Origin of the sequence: Agathobacter ruminis, from assembly GCF_002735305.1 — a bacterium.
Lineage (GTDB): Bacteria > Bacillota > Clostridia > Lachnospirales > Lachnospiraceae > Roseburia > Roseburia ruminis.
This window is the reverse complement of sequence record NZ_PDYG01000112.1, coordinates 20,389-37,963: the sequence shown is the minus strand read 5'-3', so window position 1 is coordinate 37,963 and position 17,575 is coordinate 20,389. Positions and strand designations below refer to the sequence as shown.

Here is a 17,575-nt window from a genome sequence, read left to right as displayed (position 1 = left end):
GCTCTCGCCGCCGTCCGTGGCGGCTCGTATCGAGCGCTTCGCAAAAGCGGCTTCTGTTTTACTAAGCGCATTACCAATGATGTTCCTCCACCGGTCTATATAGGACAGGAAAGTGATCAGGAATATTGGGTGTTTGCGTAGAAAAGACTGTGCAGGAGAAGTGCAAATAGTTGAAAGAACACTCTCAATGAAAGAAGCGACGCGTGACTTTCCAAAGAATCAATCTTTTGTGGTCTGTACACGGAGGGAGGAGGGAGAAGGGAACAGAGGTATGGAAGGGGCGGCAGCAATGGGAAGAGTGGGGGATGACAGTAGATTGCGGGAACAGAGGGGGTGTGGTAGAATAAAGGGGATACAAGAAGGCCCGGGATACAGGAAGGATGGAGAAAAATGGCGATGACAGTTTCGGATGCAATTCGGTATATTGGGGTAGATGATTTGACGATTGATTTGTTTGAGAGTCAGTATCGGGTTCCGGAAGGGATTTCATATAATTCATATTTAATTTTAGATGAAAAGACTTGTTTGATGGATACGGTGGACAAGCGAGGCACCGCAGAGTGGGAAAGCAATCTGAAGGAGGCTCTCGGGGAGAGAAGCCTGGATTATCTGGTGATCCAGCATATGGAGCCGGATCATGCAGGCAGCGTGCAAAGAGTGCTGGAACTGTATCCGGATGTGAAACTGGTGGGCAATGCAAAGACTTTTCAGATGCTGCCACAGTTTCTGCAGACAGCGCCGTCAAATGATCAGGTTGTAGTCAAAGAGGGCGACAGTTTGGAGCTGGGAAGTCATACCCTGACATTTTATATGGCGCCGATGGTGCACTGGCCGGAAGTGATGGTAAGCTATGAGAGCACGGAGAAGATTCTCTTCTCGGCAGACGGATTCGGAACCTTCGGTGCGAACTGCAAGCATGGCATCGAGGACTGGAAGCTGGAAGCTGCACGATATTACTTTAATATTGTGGGAAAATACGGTGCACCGGTACAGACTTTGTTGAAAAAAGCATCCGGTCTGGCAATCGAGACGATTTGTCCATTACACGGACCTGTATTAAAAGGAGATTTAACCCCTTATATCCAAGCATATGATACCTGGAGTAAGTATGAGCCGCAGGAGAAAGCAATTCTGGTTGCATGCGCTTCTATTCACGGGAATACCAAAGCGGCTGCGATGCGAATCGCAGAGGAATTACAGGCATGCGGACAGAAAGTGACTTTTATGGATTTGTGCCGCGAAGACATGTCGCATGCCGTGGAACTGGCATTTTTGTATGACCGCACGGTATTGTGTGCGTCTACTTATGACGGTGGACTGTTCCTGCCAATGCATGATTTTTTGTCACATCTGGCAGCAAAGACCTGGCAGAATCGCAAGGTCGCAATTGTGGAAAACGGATCATGGGCAGCTCAGGCTGGCAAGGTGATGCGTGCGATGCTTGAAGAAATGAAAAATATCGAAGTTTGTGAAGAAACCTTGACCATTAAATCAACTTTGCATGAGGCAGATGAGCCACAGCTCAAGGCGCTGGTTGCAGCAATTGCAAATGTATAATTTAGATTAAATTCAAGTCTCGCTCGCGAGACTTGGCGCGAGATTTGCGTCAGCGTAGCTGACATATTTCATATGCAAATCTCTGCGCATCCTCGCGGAGCGTTTATCTCAGTCGGAGATTGTAACCCCGACTGAGACCAGTTTGTTATAACCCCTACATTCGCTTCGCTTAGAGGAAGGGGTCTTATCCGACTGAGATAAAATCCCGGACTTTCCAATGTGGAATGTCCGGGAATTTCTCATGTATTTAGATGGATGTGGATGAAAATGGATTCTTTGGTTTATCGGTGTGATCTCCAAGCATTTTTTCCATCCAGATCATATCGTACCAGCGGTTGAATTTGAATCCGCACTTGTGAAATGTGCCAACAGGTGAGAACCCCATGCTGGTATGAAAGAAATAGCTTGCGTTGGTCAGATACGGATCGTTTTCGCCGGCCAGTGCGATGCAGGCATTCATATTCAGGATGCCCTGTTCACGAAGCTGATTTTCCAGCTCGGTATAAAGTGCGCGGCCGATGCCTCTTCCATGCACATCTTGGCGCAGATAGATGGTGGATTCGACAGACCAGTCATAGGCGCTGCGTCCCTTAAACGTGCTCGCATATGCATATCCCAAAATCGCGCCGGAATCATCAACGGCTTTGATGTAGGGGAATTTTTTCCGGATGTTTACAATACGTTGTGTGAATTCCGCCAAAGAAGGTACTTCGTACTCGAAAGAGATGGCGGTGTCGGTGACATATCCCGCATAGATGCTTAGCAGTTCTGCGGCATCATCGACTGTGACTGTTTCAAATTTCATCTGTAATTACCTCCGGGAAATAAGTATAGCACAAAACAAATAAGCCGACAAACGTCGGCCTATCGTTGAGGAGTTATGAAAAAGTATATATGAAAACCAAAAAATTGGGATTATTTAGGCGGAACTGCTCGAACTATAAACCCCCGTCTACAACTCTACAGCTCCTTTTGATAGAATCATCATAATCATAAAATATGACAGTAATGTGACATGAACATAAACACTTTATAAACTTTCGAAAATAAATATAACAAAGGAACGAACTATGGATGAACGATTAAAAAAGCAGCTTGATTTTTCCCTCTTGATTGATCAGGAAAAGAATATCATGAGAAGGACGCATCTGTCCGGATACGGGCGCGCCGAAAATGATGCGGAACACGCATGGCATATGGCGATTATGGCATACCTTCTGCGCGAGTATGCCAATGAGCCTGTCGATATCGGCAAGGTGATGCTGATGTGTCTGATTCATGACATCGTCGAGATTGAGGCCGGAGACACCTATGCCTACGATCAGGAAAATTTGAAGACGCAAAAGATGCGCGAGGATGCGGCAAAGGAAAAAATATTTTCCGTTTTGCCGGAAGATCAAAAGCAGGAACTGATTGCGTTGTTTGATGAATTTGAAGCATATGAGACAAGCGAGGCAAAGTTTGCCAAAGCGATGGACAATCTGCAGCCGCTCTTGCTCAATCACAGCAACGGCGGCAGGGACTGGCGCCTGCACGAAGTGGACGCCGACCAGGTTTACGGTCGCCAGGGGAAGACCGTGCTCGGATCGGAAAAACTGTTTGAAGTTGTCGATCAGATTCTAAAAGAACATATCAAAGCCGGCGACATCAAACCGACTCCCGATCATCAGGGGTAAAATATTCGTAGTATATTCGGCTTCGAAACGATATAATGGTAAAATGTAAAGATAAAAAGTATAAGATATAAGCAAAGGAACAAGAAAAGGAAACAAGTATTATGGAACTGGATGAGCGTGTGGAAGCATGCACGGATGAGGAATTAAAAAAAGAATTTCGTGCACGCAGATTGCAATGTCAGGATATGTTTCTTTCGTTGGTCGAAATGAAGCGGGCAACGGATCGAGAGGACGTATGGGAAGGTCTGGCACGGCAACAGCAGATTGTATTGGATAAATGGGGGGAATATGAGAAGGAAGTAGAGAAGCGACTCGCGGATTTATAGGGGATCAAGGAGGAATTTAGAAGTGGAAACAGAAAAGGTGTATGACAATTATTTATTTGACTTGTATGGAACATTGATTGATATCCGAACCGATGAGTATGATGCAAAGACCTGGAAGACCTGGCTGAAATATCTGAATACCCAGAATATTGCGCATCCTCGCTATCGCAAATGTCGCAGAGACTTTTACCGGCTCGAGAAAAAATATATCGAAGAGGCAAAATCAAAGGGAGATTTTAAATGTCCGGAAATCGATTATTGCGATATTTACCGCGATATGTTTGCCACCTATGGCAACAAAGATCTGTCGGATGAATTGATTTTAAAGGCGGCCTATGCATTTCGCGAAGCTTCACGCAGTTATATGAAACTCTTCCCGGGCGTCAAGGAATTCTTAAGTGCATTAAAAAACAACGGAAAGAAAATTTATATTTTAAGCAACGCACAGGCATCGTTTACCTGGCCGGAAATTCACAATTTTGGGTTGGAAAAAATGATGGATGATATCTTTTTGTCCAGTGAATACCATTGCATGAAGCCGGATGTCCTGTTTTATCAATCACTGCTGGACAAATATGAGATGGACAAGGAAAAAACCGTGATGATTGGCGACAGCTTTGAAAATGATTATCAGGGCGGAATCGCTGCGGGAATTGCGGCAATTCATCTAAGTGGGGAGAATGCAGCAAATCGTTTTTATCTGAATCGGATTTAGATGGGAGGATATGAAATTTGAATACGGCAAAGTTAACAAAACTTGCGCTTCTGACCACGGTGGCACTGACTATTTTCGTACTGGAGTCAGCGATTCCATCGATTCCGATTCCGGGAATTAAGCTGGGACTTGCAAATATCATTACATTGTATGTGATACATGAGATGGGACTGCGCGAAGCGGGAGCGGTTCTTTTGGTGCGAATTGTACTGGCAACCGTAATCGCCGGACAGGCTGTGTCATTTCTGTACAGTATTTGCGGTGGCGTGGCATGTCTGATTGTGATGTGGATACTGAACCGGTTTTTGCAGGGTCATGCAATTTTTGTGACGAGTATCTTCGGTGCAATTGCGCACAATCTCGGACAGATTTTTGCGGCTTTTGTGGTATTACACATGACCGGAATTCTGGTATATATTCCTTATTTGATGATCAGTGGGGTGATTACCGGTGCGTTTACGGGTCTGGTGACCTATTTTATGTTGCAGAAATTCGGCAAGGCGAGCGAGTCTTGACAATAAAAAACAAAAAGGAGACGGGTATGGATAACAAACAAATTGTATTGGATTTTTACGAAAAGGTATTTAACGGATGGGATCTTTCCTATGTCGATGCGCATATGAAAGACGATTACCGCCAGCATTCTGCAGGTGTGCGTGACGGCAAAGAGGGATTCATGGAATTCATGCGTGAATTCATCAAGAAGGAACCGCATGCGGAGATTGTCAAGGCCATTGCGGAAGATGACATGGTTTGCATGTTTTTTAAATGTAGCTTTAAGGATGGAACTGTTGCGAAGGTTTTCGACATGTACCGCCTTGAAGACGGAAAGCTTGCAGAGCACTGGGACAGTGTCATGCGCGTAGATCAAATTGAACAGGCTGCCGGTAACGGACATTTTTAATGTTACCATTCACAATTTATAGCATATAATAACAGCCTCGCTCATGACCCCGGTAAGCCCTTCACTTTGCAAGAATATTTTGGTTTTCATATATGCAAAAGCTCGCATCCTGATTACCATATGTCTTTTGAATGCCTGTACAATTTTGAAAAAAGTTTATCGTTGGCGGACACACAAAGCGATTGTATATGTACTTTTCATCTAAAGGATACCCGGGTATCCCTTAGACTGAGGAGTACATAATATCAATAAATTAAGTGTCCGCCACTTCATAAACCTTTTTCAAAATGGTTCATTCATCAAAAGACACATGTGTGATGCTCGCCTTTTGCATATTGAAAACCTTAAATATTCGCAAAATGTGAAGCGCGTACCGGGGGCATGAGCGAGGCTGTTTGATATAAAACAGACTGTGAATGGTAACTTTATAACGCTTCAAAGCCCGAGAATGGTTGAAAAGTAAGGATAAACCATATATAATAGGTTAGGATTTCGTGGAAGAGCGATTTTTCTATATCTATATGGAGGTTATACAGTATGGTAGCATGGAAGAATTTTGATCAGTTAGAGAGCTATAAGGCTTTGAATGAGACCGAATGTGTTGATCTGGTTCAGGCGCTTACGGCAGAACGTGTTAAAAATTACACTGTACCAATGGCAGCCGGCATGTCATATAATTATGCGGCGAAACAGGTAGATGATAAGATTTTGGAGCTCCTCGCAAAGCTTTCTGAGGAAGCTGAGCTCGTAGAGAAGTTTAAGGAACTCTACAACGGAGCAGTGATTAATACAGGCGAGCAGCGTCTGGTACTGCATCAGCTGACACGCGGCCAGCTTGGCAATGCGGTTAACGCAGACGGCGTAGACAAGCGTGCGTTTTATGTAGAGCAGCAGAACAAGATTGCTGATTTTGCAAACAAGGTTCACAATGGTGAAATCACCAACGAAAAGGGTGAGAAATTTACAACTGCAGTTCAGATTGGAATCGGTGGATCGGATCTCGGACCTCGCGCAATGTATCTTGCACTTGAGAACTGGGCAAAGGTGAACGGATGTTTCAAGATGGATGCAAAATTCATCTCCAATGTTGATCCGGATGATGCAGCTGCGGTATTGAATTCTGTAGATGTTTCCAAATGTATCTTCATCCTGGTTTCCAAATCAGGAACCACACTTGAGACTTTGACAAACGAGTCATTTGTAAAAGATGCACTTGCAAAGGCAGGTCTTGATGCTTCAAAGCATATGATTGCAGTTACATCAGAGACTTCTCCGCTTGCAAAGAGCAGCGATTATCTTGCAGCATTCTTTATGGATGATTATATCGGAGGAAGATATTCTTCTACATCCGCAGTTGGTGGAGCTGTGCTCTCACTGGCATTCGGACCGGAAATCTTTGCGCGCTTCTTAAACGGTGCAGCAGAGGAAGACAAGCTTGCAACGAACAGCAATATCAAGGAGAACCCTGCATTGCTTGACGCTTTGATCGGTGTTTATGAGCGCAATATGCTCGGATATGATTCGACTGCAGTATTGCCATATTCTCAGGCCCTTTCAAGATTCCCTGCACATTTACAGCAGCTGGATATGGAATCAAACGGAAAGAGCGTAAACCGCTTCGGAGAGCCTGTTGATTATCCTACAGGACCGGTTATTTTCGGTGAGCCTGGTACAAACGGACAGCATTCTTTCTATCAGCTGCTTCATCAGGGAACTGACATCATTCCGCTTCAGTTCATCGGATTCAAGAACAGCCAGATTGGAACAGATGTTGATATTCAGGGAAGCACAAGCCAGCAGAAGCTTTGCGCAAATGTTGCAGCACAGATTGTAGCATTCGCCTGCGGCAAGGAAGATGAGAACAAGAACAAGAACTTCGAGGGCGGACGCCCAAGCAGCATTATCATCGGAGATCAGCTGACTCCGGAATCACTTGGTGCATTGCTTGCGCATTTCGAGAACAAGGTAATGTTCCAGGGATTCGTATGGAATGTAAACAGCTTCGATCAGGAAGGTGTTCAGCTTGGTAAGGTACTTGCAAAGCGTGTTTTGGCTCATGAAACCGAAGGCGCATTGGCTGTATACAGCGATTTACTTAACATTTAATCATACAAGAGAAAGCAGGCCAGAGCCTGCTTTCTTTTTTATTTAATAAACTTGTTGACAAGTCGACAAATAGCATAGATAATAAGGGTACAGGTGAGTTTAATCAGGAGGGTTTTACAAATGAAGATTTTAGGTATTTCACTGGGTACAAAAAACGGAAATAATGATACAATGTGCCGTGTTGCGCTGGAAGCAGCAAGAGAGAAAGGCGCAGAGATTGAATTTATCCATCTGTTTGACTGGGATATCAGACCATGCACCGGATGTGTTGCATGTTCGAGAAGCCTGGTTATGGGAAAAGGCATGGTATGTACTGTAAAGGATGACTTCCATGCGCTTTACGAAAAAATCATCGAGGCAGATGGTGTGCTCTTTGTCGATCCGATTTATGAGTCAGGTGCATCCGGATTGTTCCATATCATTACCGACCGTATGGGACCGGGACATGATACTGGCATGATGCTGATGGCTGACGGAAAATTAAAAGAGCAGGGCAAAGAAGGACTCAATCCACGCTACTTCCGCCAGAAGGCATTGTCTTTTGTCGGCATCGGCGGATCGGACTGGGCGGTGCGTGTTGAGACCGACCACAGAATGTTTGCATTAAGTCCGGGATGGAAAGTAGTCAACAATGAATATTTCTCATGGTGTAAGGATGTTATCATGCAGGATGACAAGATTGCACGTATGCAGGAAATCGGCCGGAATCTTGTCGATGCGGCTCAGGATATGATTGACAAGCAGATGATTATTCCGGGATCCGAGGAATATGATCCTTGGCAGGGAAAAGACGGCGCATGTCCGCATTGTCACGGAAATGCATTTTATATTTTCCCGGGAACCGATCATGTGGTATGCGAATTGTGCGGATTGGAAGGTCGTCTGAAACTGGTGGATGGCGCATTCCGTTTCGAAAACGATCCGAGCATTGTCCCGAATGGACTGCCGGAACATGCGCATGACATTTTGCCGGGCAAAATGGCACACGGCCAGGATATTTTCGAGAACGAAGGCCGTTTGATGGATTTGTTTAAGGACCCGGAATTCCAGGCCCGCAAGAAACATTATACAGAGGTATGTGAACCGACACCATCCCCATCCAAATAGGACGGAATTAATTCATTCCGCGGAAGCCTTTTCCGATGATTTCACTCGAATTGGTGATTGCGATAAAGGCACTCGGTTCCATATGTTTGATAAAATTACGAAGCTTCACGGCTTGTGAACGCTTGGTAATTGTAATAATGATGGTTTTATCAGCGCCGGAGTATGCGCCCTGAGCATTGTACAGGGTAGCGCTCCGGCCTAATTCATTTGTGATAAAATCGCAAATCGGCTTAGGATTGTCGGAGATAATCGTAAAGTATTTGCAGAGGTTGATGTTTTCGATGACACCGTCCACTACCAGGGACTTGGCAAGCAGTCCGGTCAACGAGCAGAGTCCTGTTTTGGTATCAAAGACGAAGCAGGACGCAATGACAATCAACAAATCTGCAACAAATAAAGCAGCGCCGATGTTGAGCGAGGTATATTTGGACAAAATCATTGCAACGACATCCGTACCGCCGCCGGATGCACCGATGTTGAAATAGACAGCGGATGCCACCGCCGGAAGGGCGATTGCAAAAATCAGTTCCAATACCGGTTCGTCGGTGAGTGGCTGATTCATCGGAAACCACAATTCACAAAGTCGCAGACCGACAGACATCAGGATGCTGACATAGGCCGTCATCAGGCCGAAGGATTTGCCCAAAAAGATAAAACCGAGCAAAAGCAAAAACATATTGATGATCAGTGTCAGGATACCCGGTGTGACGGGTACAAACGGTGCAAGAACGATTGCGATACCGGTGACACCACCAAAAGAAAAATTATTTGGGAATTTAAAAACATAGATTCCAATGATAATAATTATGGTCGCGAGTGTCAAAAGCATATATCGTCCAAGGATGATAGAAAAACGAGCCTTTTTATTCATAGACAAATGGTCCTCCAAGGTTAATAATGGAAGTGTCGACATACTTTTGGGTAAGGTTTACGAACTTCTATATATAGGGTATTATAAAGAAAAGTGAAAGACAAGTTATTTTGAGAGGAAATACGATGATTTATATCGGATGCCATCTGTCATCATCCGACGGATTTCTTGCAATGGGCAAACATGCAACCAGATTGGGTGCAGACACATTCGCATTTTTTACGCGCAATCCGCGCGGCGGAGCAGCCAAGGCAATTGATCCGGCTGATGCGATGGCTTTTATGCATTATCAGAAAGAACACGGATTTGGCCCGCTGGTGGCGCATGCAAGCTATACCATGAATCTTTGTTCTGCCAAAGAAGATGTCCGTAAATTTGGACATGATATGTTATATGATGATTTGCGTCGGATGGAATTCACTCCGGGCAATTATTATAATTTTCATCCGGGTTCCGCCACAGGACAGGATGAACAGACTGCAATCGCACAGATTGCCGATGCACTGAACGAGTGTATGTTTGAAGGAATGCACACGACGGTGCTGCTTGAGACGATGGCGGGGAAAGGCAGTGAAATCGGAAGAAATTTCGAGCAGTTAAGACAGATTATCGATCGGGTTGAGATGAAGGACAAAATCGGAGTTTGTCTGGATACCTGCCATGTTTGGGATGCAGGTTACGATCTACTGACACATCCGGATGAAGTATTTGAAGAATTTGACCGAATCATCGGTCTTGACTGCTTGCATGCACTGCATATCAATGACAGCAAAAATGCCATTGGATCTCACAAGGATCGCCATGAGAAAATCGGAGAAGGATTTCTCGGCGAAGAGACTTTAGGGAATCTATCAATGCACCCTGTTTTACAGGGAAAGCCGTTCATTCTGGAAACACCGAATGACGATATTGGGTATGCAAAAGAAATAGAATTAATACGGGGTTATCATGACAAAAACAACAAATCGCAAAATCTTAGTGACAGTGCTGATTGTGATGGGGCTTCTAATCGCGCTGCAGACATTCTATGAAGTAAAAAACTATCTGGACAAAGTGGCCAATCAAAAGAAGGTCCATAATATTGTCAACCACAGGATTCCGCAGTCCGAGGAAGAATTGCAGGAGCAGCTTGATCAGGTGCTGGACTGTATCGAAACCATGAGCCTGACGGATCGTGACAAAGGTCTTTTGTATGAGCGCGCGAGCATGATTTATCGTGCAAAATCCGAGATGATTACCTATTATCGCTATACCGGATATGCGCTTTATTATCTGGAGCAGAGCGGGGAAAAGGATGATACCGTAAAGCTTTATATGGATCTGGCCAATTCCTATATCGATAATTTTTCCTTTGAACGAGCGGAAGAGATGATTACGCATGCAATGCAGGTGGAGCAGTTTGATGAGATTGCGGATTCACAAATCAAAAGTCTTGCATATCGAATGCAGGGCATGATGCATTTCTATCGAAAAGAATATAATCTGTCGGAGCAGGCGTTAGAAAAATCATTGGAGCTGATCAACAGGTCATACAACGATCTCTACGAAAATACGGATCGCCTGATGACGGAAGTGGCATTGGCGCGTGTCTATGCAGTAACAGGAAGATACGAGAAGGCCGCGGACATTGTTGATGCATACAAGGAAAGCAGCTTGGTTGCCAGACCAATCTATCATGACGCACTGATGAAAGATCTGATTTTGCCTTATTATGAGGTGAAATGCTATATCGCCCTGGCCAATGCGACGGATTTGAATGATGAGGCTGCTCGGGCAGAAATCAACAAATATATTATTCTTTGTGAGCGCGAAAGCTGCGAGAAGCAGGAATTGAACAGTCTGCTCATGATGGAAAAACAGTTCAGAGCGCAGGGCAAAGAAATCACCAAAGAATTTCAGGCTACCATCGAAAAATTATATGTGCGTCTGTTTGATGCGCAAAATGAGGATTATGCCAGACTGATTGCCGGACAGGTGGACGATTCAAAACTTGTCATGGAGCATCAGGAAAAGTACAAACAGGAGAATTCCACGAGAGTCATCTATATGATTGCCTCGGCATTGCTGATTGCGATTCTGGTTGTGATCTTTATTATCATCATTGGCAACAGCCAGACAGATGGACTGACCAAATTGCGTGCGCGTAAGGTATTCAATCATGACCTTGAACGGGCGAAGAAGACATTGAATACTTATGGAATTGTCATGATGGACATCGACAATTTTAAATCGGTCAATGACACCTACGGCCACCAGGCCGGTGACCGCGTATTGATCCGTTTGGGAAAGATTTTGCGCAAATTTGCAAAGGGACAGGTGCGTGCTTACCGGTATGGCGGAGAGGAATTTGTTCTGCTGGTCAGCAAAGATGCGCTTGGCACTGTAGATGAAATTGCAGAACGCATTCGCAAACTGTTTGAAGCACAAATCTGGGATTTCCAGGATGGGCTGACCATTACCCTGAGCATGGGAATTGCAAAGGGAGAAGGGCGCGATGATGTGGTGAAGCGTGCGGACGACCATTTATATCACTCCAAAAAGAACGGAAAGAATCGCATCACAAAAGATTAAATACGATCGCTTTGTGTGTCCGCCAACGATAAACTTTTTTCAAAATTGTACAGGCATTCATTACACATGGTAATCAAGATGTGAGCTTTTGCATATATGAAAACCAAAATATTCTTGCATTGTGAAGGGCTTAGCGGGCCCATGGATTAATAATTTTTTTTGTGTGTGATTCTCCACGAATAGTTGACGAAAATTATGAAATGGCTATTGAAAAGAGAATATTTGATGGTAAAATAGTACTAAGGAGAGATGCATGGGGGACTAAAGGAGGATGCATATGGCTAAAACAAACACACAAAAAAATCGGGAGGTAAAAGTTGGAATCAGCTTCAAATTGCTTCGAATTCTGATGCCTATGGTCGCAATTGCAATTGTTGCACTTGTGCTGTTCACATCTTTTCGGGCGTCCGCGATTATTACTTCAATGGCAAAGGAGTCGTTGCTGAAAGAGGGGCAGTCAAATGCCGCAATTATCGGGCGAGAAGTGACAACTTTAACAGACTCGTTTAATGTGGAAGCGGACACCATCCAGACAGTAAAATTTGCCGATGATGCGACGCTTTTAAATTACATGGCTTCATTTGTGAATCGTTATGAACTTGCTGCAAATGCAATGTATATCGGTTTGGATGATGGTGGATTTATTGATCCGTCAGGATGGGTTCCGGACGCAGACTACGTAGTGACAGAACGCGACTGGTATCTCGAAGGAAAGGGAAAACCATCTTTTGAATACGGAACTCCATATTTGGATTCCAGCACCGGAGAAATGGTTGTTTCGATGAGCCGCGAAATTAAAATGGCAGACGGCAGAAGCGGTGTGGCAGCAGTTGATGTGGAATTGTCCGGTATCATGGAAGAAATTTTACAATTTGTTCCGATGGGAAACGGAACCACAATGCTGTTTGACGGAGACAATATTCTTTCCTTTGCCGACAGCTCTTTAAACGGAACAAAGATTTCTGATTATCCGGATAATGGATATCTGCAACTGCTTTCGAGCGTAATGCAGGGTGGCAAAGAGGAAGTTGTCACATCCAAAGCGCAGGGCTCTACCTATTATATGGCTTTGACCAATGTTCCGGGCACCACCTGGACCATGGTTTCATCGATTGATGAAAAAGATGTTTTGCGAGACCTGAACACATTTATGATTTTAATCTTTGTGATTCTCGCAGTTGTTGTCGTATTGATTGCAGTCGTGATGTTTATTTTGACAAGAACGATTATCACAAAACCTGTAACAAAGCTGACAGCAAATATTGAACGCATTACCAGGGGCGATTTCACCGTAGAAATCGATCGACAGGGCAATGATGAAATCAGCCTGATGAACCGCTGCATGTCAGATTATGTTTCCACCATGCGCAATACGCTTGGCGATATGAAGACTGTAACCGGACAGCTTTCTGAGGAGGCAGGCAACAGTCAGCATGCTTCCGGAGAATTGAACCGTCAGGCGAACGAGCAGAGCCAGTCTATGATGCAGATTCGTGATACCATGAACGGTATTTCCGAATCCGTAACAGAACTTGCCAATAATGCAACCAGCCTTGCCGGAGCGGTAAGCGACCTGACCGATAAAGGAATGGAAGCAAGCGAAACCATGGGTGCATTGGTTGAGCAGGCAGGCCGTGGCCAGAAAGATATGGAAGCGGTACAGGAGAGCATGAAGAATGTAGCCGATTCCATGAATGAAATGAACGATGTTGTAAATGTTGTGGACGAAAGTGCACAAAAGATCAATAGTATTGTAGAAATGATCAATTCCATTTCTTCACAGACCAACCTGTTGTCTCTGAATGCTTCCATTGAAGCTGCAAGAGCCGGTGAAGCAGGCCGTGGATTTGCAGTCGTTGCAGACGAAATCGGAAATCTTGCAAACGAAAGTGCAAATGCTACCACAGAGATCAGTGCCATCATTCAGGATATTACCGCACAGATTCGCAATCTGTCCGATAAGTCCAAACGAAATGTCGAAGAAATCGGACAGAGCTCCGAGGCAGTTTCCACTGCCGGTGAGACATTCGCAGAAATCTTCCGCAATCTGGATCTGACCGGACACACCGTTCAGGATATGATCCACATGATGAGCGAGGTCAACGAAATCGCATCTTCTGTTGCGGCAATTTCCGAAGAACAGAGTGCGAGCACCATTGAGGTGACGGATACGGTTGATACCGTTGTGGAATCTGCCGAGCAGGTTGCAAATGAGAGTCAGGGCGTAGACCAAAGCGCACAGACGGTTGCAAACTCCGCTACAAAAATAGGAGATTTTGTCAGCACCTTCAAAATCAATTAATCATCAAAAGCCGATGGGATTTTGATATGTACCCAGAATCCTGGACACAAATTTATGAACTAGGCTGAACACATGGATGCTATCCTGTATTGTACAGGTGGCATCCATTTTGTTTTTGCCTGAATTCTTTTGTTATTATAATAGTCTATATATTCTTCAATTGCTTTTTTGAAATCTTCGAAAGAATGGTATTCTTTCTCGTAGCCATAATACATCTCATTTTTTAATCTTCCAAAGAATGTCTCCATAATACAATTATCATAGCAGTTACCTTTTCGAGACATGGATTGAATAATTCCATGTTCCTTTAAAGCAGTTCTATAATACGCATGTTGATACTGCCAGCCTTGATCTGAATGAAATACAAGTCCTTCAACTGAGGGGAATTTATCAAAAGCTCTATTTAACATTCTGTCTATTTGCTCAAGATTAGGGCTCTTAGATAAATCATAGGAAATTATTTCATTTGTATTCATATCTAAAATTGGCGATAGATAACACTTTCCCCATGAAAAATTAAACTGCGATACATCTGTTGTCCATTTCTCTAAAGGCGCAGTTGTGCTAAAGTCCCTATTTACTATATTATCAGCAATCTTTCCAACTACACCTTTATAAGAATGGTACTTTTCTTTTGGGCGTTTCCCCACTAATCCTGCTTCGTGCATAAGACGTTGAACACGCTTATGATTTACCTGGTATCCTCGATTTCTCAGTTCTTGATGGACTCGTCGGACACCATACCTGCGCTTGTTTGATTCAAAAATACTTTGTATTTCTTTTAGTATTTCTTGATTACGTTCGGCAACAACATCTTTCTTACTAATCTCAAAATAGTAAGTTGATTTAGCCATATGCATAGCTTTAAGAAGATGCTTTAATTGGAATCCATTTTCTCTGAGTTCTTTGATGATCGCTGCTTTTTCGCCTTGAGTCGCGCAGCTTCCTTTTGTTCTCTCAAGGCGATCTCTTTTTTTATCACTTCAATTTCGGCTTTCATGTATTCATTTTCAGCTCGTAGTCGAATTAACTCCTCGTACTCGGATTCATCAGGCTTTGGTGGTTTTCTAGTTCCAACTTTCTTGATTTTGGGATTCATGGGCTTGCGACCTTTCTTTTGATTGATAAGTCCATTGTAGCCATAAATCTTGTATTTGCGAACCCATTGATATAACATTCCTTCATTTATTCCTGCATCAATCGCAACAGAAGAGATAGATTGGCCAGCTATTACTTTAGAAACAAGAACAAGTTTATCATCAGGTTCCCAGATTTTGTGTTGATTATTGTGCTTTAATGCCCCAGGGCCATTTGCATTTTCAAGACGCATCCATTTGTTTAAATACTTCAGGAAACGATCTCTAGAAATACCTTCTGGAACATCTGGAATTATCCCTTGGCGAAACAGCTCAACACATTTTCTTTTGTACTCATAACTATAGCGCATAAAAATAACCCTCCTTACTGAACTATTCGTTGTCCAGTAAAGAGGGTACATATCATTTCCCATCGGCTTTTTTTTATGATAAAAAGCGCTCCGCTATGGATGCGCACTCGCGCGATAGAAATATGCTGAATTTCGCAACCGGATATTGTGCCGGAAACGTATTGAAGTTGGAGTTTGAATGTGGATTTTTGAAGTGAAATAAGATATGATAGATTTGTTGAGAAAAACAAAAAGGGAGGAAACGATATGCCTAGAGCAGGAGCTGGTGGCGGAGGCGGCCATGTATCATCCGGAGGCCATTCGTCAGGACGCGTAAGCGGAGGACACCGTGTTGGTGGATCTCGTGCAGGAAGCGGAATGGGAAGTGGAATGGGAAACGGAATGCGAGGCGGATTCGGTGGCGGATTCGGTCGCGGACCCAGATTCTACGGACCGAGAAGAACGGTATATGTAAATACCGGTAACAACGGAAACGGTGGTAACGGCGGAAGCGGCGGTGGCCTGTTTGCAATCGTGGTGCTTGCCTTTTTCCTGATTATTATGTGCATTGTCTTTGGCATTGGAAGCGGAAGCAAGACGAAATCCACGATTGAGCGCAAAAAGCTTGATACCGGAAATGCATATATCAATGATTGCATTGTGGATGAGATCGGTTGGTTTGACAACGTCGGTAAGACGGAGAAAAAACTCAAAGAATTCTGGGAAAAGACCGGTGTACAGCCGTATATCGTACTCCATGCATATGATGAGGAGCTGACTTCGGACAGCGAGAAGCAGGAATGGGCCGAGCAATATTATGAGGAACATTTCACGGTCGAGAATATCTTTTTGTATGTCTATTTTGCAGAACGGAATACGGATGATTCCGTTGGATATATGGCATATGTCAACGGAAAGCAGACAAGCTCCGTGATGGATTCCGAAGCTGTGGAAATATTCTGGAATACGCTGGATAAGTATTGGGTTACACGGATGTCAACCGATGATGTTTTTACGAATACATTTCATGATACCGCAAAGACCATTATGCGTGTATCGACAACCGGAAAAGATGTCATGAAATGGCTCCTGATAGTGGTGGCAATCGCATTGGTGGTCTGCGCGATTATCTGGCTGGTCAAGACGAAGAATCAGCGTGCCAGAGAGAAGGCGCAGGAAGACGAGCGCATCTTAAATACGCCGCTGGAGGACATTGTCGACGCCAAGGCAGATGATCTGACCAGCAAATATTTAAATGAGGATCAAAAATAATTTATTTATTTTTATATGAAAATAAGAAAGGGGTTTCACATGGGATTAACTGACACATTAGCAAGAATTCCAAAGATTTTGGAGGCAAATTTGAATGCGCTTTTGGACAAAGCGGAGGATCCGGCAAAAATGATTGATCAGATGTTGATCGATTACAAGAGAGATCTCGCAGATGTCAAGCGCGATACGGCTGCAGTTATGGCAGATGTCAAGATGGCAGAAAAGAAATTGGCAGATTGTGATGCTGACATTGCAAGAAAGCAGAAGGCAGCAGAGAATGCATTAAAGGCAGGCAACGAGGACGATGCCCGCACATTGCTGGCTGCAAAGCAGACTGCGGAAGTAACCCGTCAGAGTCTGGCTGCAAATCTTGAACTGGCGCAGAAGAATGCACAGATGATGCAGGATGGCTACAACAAGCTTGTGCGCAATATCGAAGAGCTTGAGCAGCGCAAGGACGTTGCAAAGGCAAAGATTTCGATGGCAAAGGCACAGGAGTCAATCAACAAGACCGCTGCAAAAGCAAACAGTGCTGTGAATTTTGAGGCATTTAACAAGTATGAGGAAAAAGCAGACCGCATGCTTGCTGAAGCAAATGCTTCGGCAGAACTTGATGAGCAGACGGTTACGGCAGAGAGCCTGACCGAGAAGTATACCAGTGCAGGTGATTCTGCTTCTGTGGATGATGAACTTGCTGCATTGAAGGCAAAGCTGGGAATGTAATATGCAACAGCTCGATATA

At 44.2% G+C, this 17,575-nt stretch carries 17 protein-coding genes; 13 read left to right on the top strand and 4 right to left on the bottom strand.

The window, feature by feature from the left end:
* Positions 1-390: 390 nt before the first annotated feature.
* Positions 391-1,557, top strand: coding sequence for an FprA family A-type flavoprotein (locus CSX02_RS11040; RefSeq protein ID WP_099386717.1), 1,167 nt, complete (start codon positions 391-393; stop codon positions 1,555-1,557).
* Between the two features lie 247 nt (positions 1,558-1,804).
* Here the strand turns inward: CSX02_RS11040 and CSX02_RS11035 are convergent, their stop codons facing one another.
* A complete protein-coding gene (locus tag CSX02_RS11035; RefSeq protein ID WP_099386716.1) occupies positions 1,805-2,362 on the bottom strand; it encodes a GNAT family N-acetyltransferase in 558 nt (185 codons plus the stop codon).
* 265 nt (positions 2,363-2,627) lie between these two features.
* Here CSX02_RS11035 and CSX02_RS11030 point away from each other — a divergent pair, with 265 nt between their 5' ends.
* The 7 genes from CSX02_RS11030 to CSX02_RS11000 all read left to right on the top strand — a co-directional run bounded on the left by CSX02_RS11030 (position 2,628) and on the right by CSX02_RS11000 (position 8,391).
* Positions 2,628-3,233 carry an HD domain-containing protein gene (locus tag CSX02_RS11030; RefSeq protein WP_099386715.1) on the top strand — a complete coding sequence of 202 codons (606 nt, stop codon included), beginning with the start codon at positions 2,628-2,630 and terminating at the stop codon, positions 3,231-3,233.
* 101 nt (positions 3,234-3,334) lie between these two features.
* Positions 3,335-3,559 (top strand): hypothetical protein, encoded by a 225-nt coding sequence (locus tag CSX02_RS11025; protein ID WP_031542938.1) that lies wholly within the window; start codon positions 3,335-3,337, stop codon positions 3,557-3,559.
* A 22-nt stretch (positions 3,560-3,581) separates the two neighbouring features.
* Positions 3,582-4,274, top strand: coding sequence for an HAD family hydrolase (locus tag CSX02_RS11020; RefSeq protein ID WP_189281546.1), 693 nt, complete (start codon positions 3,582-3,584; stop codon positions 4,272-4,274).
* 17 nt (positions 4,275-4,291) lie between these two features.
* Positions 4,292-4,789, top strand: coding sequence for a Gx transporter family protein (locus CSX02_RS11015; protein ID WP_242970477.1), 498 nt, complete (start codon positions 4,292-4,294; stop codon positions 4,787-4,789).
* 26 nt (positions 4,790-4,815) lie between these two features.
* Entirely contained in the window at positions 4,816-5,178 is a 363-nt protein-coding gene (locus CSX02_RS11010) for a nuclear transport factor 2 family protein (protein WP_031542945.1), read from the top strand.
* 537 nt (positions 5,179-5,715) lie between these two features.
* Entirely contained in the window at positions 5,716-7,284 is a 1,569-nt protein-coding gene (locus CSX02_RS11005; protein ID WP_099386713.1) for a glucose-6-phosphate isomerase, read from the top strand.
* A 120-nt stretch (positions 7,285-7,404) separates the two neighbouring features.
* On the top strand, positions 7,405-8,391 hold the full coding sequence (locus CSX02_RS11000; RefSeq protein ID WP_031543522.1) for a flavodoxin family protein: 987 nt from the start codon (positions 7,405-7,407) through the stop codon (positions 8,389-8,391).
* Positions 8,392-8,398: 7 nt separating this feature from the next.
* Here the strand turns inward: CSX02_RS11000 and CSX02_RS10995 are convergent, their stop codons facing one another.
* Entirely contained in the window at positions 8,399-9,262 is an 864-nt protein-coding gene (locus CSX02_RS10995) for a YitT family protein (protein ID WP_099386712.1), read from the bottom strand.
* 125 nt (positions 9,263-9,387) lie between these two features.
* Between CSX02_RS10995 and CSX02_RS10990 the strand changes: the two genes are divergently transcribed.
* From CSX02_RS10990 to CSX02_RS10980, 3 genes are all read left to right on the top strand, one after another.
* On the top strand, positions 9,388-10,293 hold the full coding sequence (locus CSX02_RS10990) for a deoxyribonuclease IV (protein ID WP_099386711.1): 906 nt from the start codon (positions 9,388-9,390) through the stop codon (positions 10,291-10,293).
* Complete coding sequence (locus CSX02_RS10985) at positions 10,211-11,833, top strand: tetratricopeptide repeat-containing diguanylate cyclase (RefSeq protein ID WP_099386710.1); 1,623 nt, start codon at positions 10,211-10,213, stop codon at positions 11,831-11,833. Before CSX02_RS10990 ends, CSX02_RS10985 begins: the two co-directional genes overlap by 83 nt.
* A gap of 277 nt (positions 11,834-12,110) precedes the next feature.
* Complete coding sequence (locus CSX02_RS10980; RefSeq protein ID WP_189281544.1) at positions 12,111-14,135, top strand: methyl-accepting chemotaxis protein; 2,025 nt, start codon at positions 12,111-12,113, stop codon at positions 14,133-14,135.
* Between the two features lie 59 nt (positions 14,136-14,194).
* Here CSX02_RS10980 and CSX02_RS10975 read toward each other — a convergent pair whose 3' ends face one another.
* The gene (locus CSX02_RS10975) at positions 14,195-15,046 is read right to left on the bottom strand and encodes an IS3 family transposase (RefSeq protein WP_242970480.1); all 852 of its coding nucleotides are present in this window, start codon (positions 15,044-15,046) and stop codon (positions 14,195-14,197) included.
* Entirely contained in the window at positions 15,013-15,582 is a 570-nt protein-coding gene (locus CSX02_RS10970) for a helix-turn-helix domain-containing protein (protein WP_099386707.1), read from the bottom strand. The genes CSX02_RS10975 and CSX02_RS10970 overlap by 34 nt, the downstream gene beginning before the upstream one ends.
* A gap of 246 nt (positions 15,583-15,828) precedes the next feature.
* Between CSX02_RS10970 and CSX02_RS10965 the strand changes: the two genes are divergently transcribed.
* Positions 15,829-16,833: a hypothetical protein gene (locus tag CSX02_RS10965; RefSeq protein WP_099386706.1), complete on the top strand. Its 1,005-nt coding sequence runs from the start codon at positions 15,829-15,831 to the stop codon at positions 16,831-16,833.
* A 39-nt stretch (positions 16,834-16,872) separates the two neighbouring features.
* Entirely contained in the window at positions 16,873-17,556 is a 684-nt protein-coding gene (locus tag CSX02_RS10960; protein WP_034219215.1) for a PspA/IM30 family protein, read from the top strand.
* Positions 17,557-17,575 lie beyond the last annotated feature (19 nt).

Excerpts from the sequence above, each read along its gene's own strand:
- CSX02_RS11040 (WP_099386717.1), top strand. The coding sequence starts at position 391 with ATGGCGATGACAGTTTCGGATGCAATTCGGTATATTGGGGTAGATGAT.
- CSX02_RS11035 (WP_099386716.1), bottom strand. The coding sequence starts at position 2,362 with ATGAAATTTGAAACAGTCACAGTCGATGATGCCGCAGAACTGCTAAGC.
- CSX02_RS11030 (WP_099386715.1), top strand. The coding sequence starts at position 2,628 with ATGGATGAACGATTAAAAAAGCAGCTTGATTTTTCCCTCTTGATTGAT.
- CSX02_RS11025 (WP_031542938.1), top strand. The coding sequence starts at position 3,335 with ATGGAACTGGATGAGCGTGTGGAAGCATGCACGGATGAGGAATTAAAA.
- CSX02_RS11010 (WP_031542945.1), top strand. The coding sequence starts at position 4,816 with ATGGATAACAAACAAATTGTATTGGATTTTTACGAAAAGGTATTTAAC.
- CSX02_RS11005 (WP_099386713.1), top strand. The coding sequence starts at position 5,716 with ATGGTAGCATGGAAGAATTTTGATCAGTTAGAGAGCTATAAGGCTTTG.
- CSX02_RS11000 (WP_031543522.1), top strand. The coding sequence starts at position 7,405 with ATGAAGATTTTAGGTATTTCACTGGGTACAAAAAACGGAAATAATGAT.
- CSX02_RS10995 (WP_099386712.1), bottom strand. The coding sequence starts at position 9,262 with ATGAATAAAAAGGCTCGTTTTTCTATCATCCTTGGACGATATATGCTT.
- CSX02_RS10990 (WP_099386711.1), top strand. The coding sequence starts at position 9,388 with ATGATTTATATCGGATGCCATCTGTCATCATCCGACGGATTTCTTGCA.
- CSX02_RS10985 (WP_099386710.1), top strand. The coding sequence starts at position 10,211 with ATGACAAAAACAACAAATCGCAAAATCTTAGTGACAGTGCTGATTGTG.
- CSX02_RS10980 (WP_189281544.1), top strand. The coding sequence starts at position 12,111 with ATGGCTAAAACAAACACACAAAAAAATCGGGAGGTAAAAGTTGGAATC.
- CSX02_RS10970 (WP_099386707.1), bottom strand. The coding sequence starts at position 15,582 with ATGCGCTATAGTTATGAGTACAAAAGAAAATGTGTTGAGCTGTTTCGC.
- CSX02_RS10965 (WP_099386706.1), top strand. The coding sequence starts at position 15,829 with ATGCCTAGAGCAGGAGCTGGTGGCGGAGGCGGCCATGTATCATCCGGA.
- CSX02_RS10960 (WP_034219215.1), top strand. The coding sequence starts at position 16,873 with ATGGGATTAACTGACACATTAGCAAGAATTCCAAAGATTTTGGAGGCA.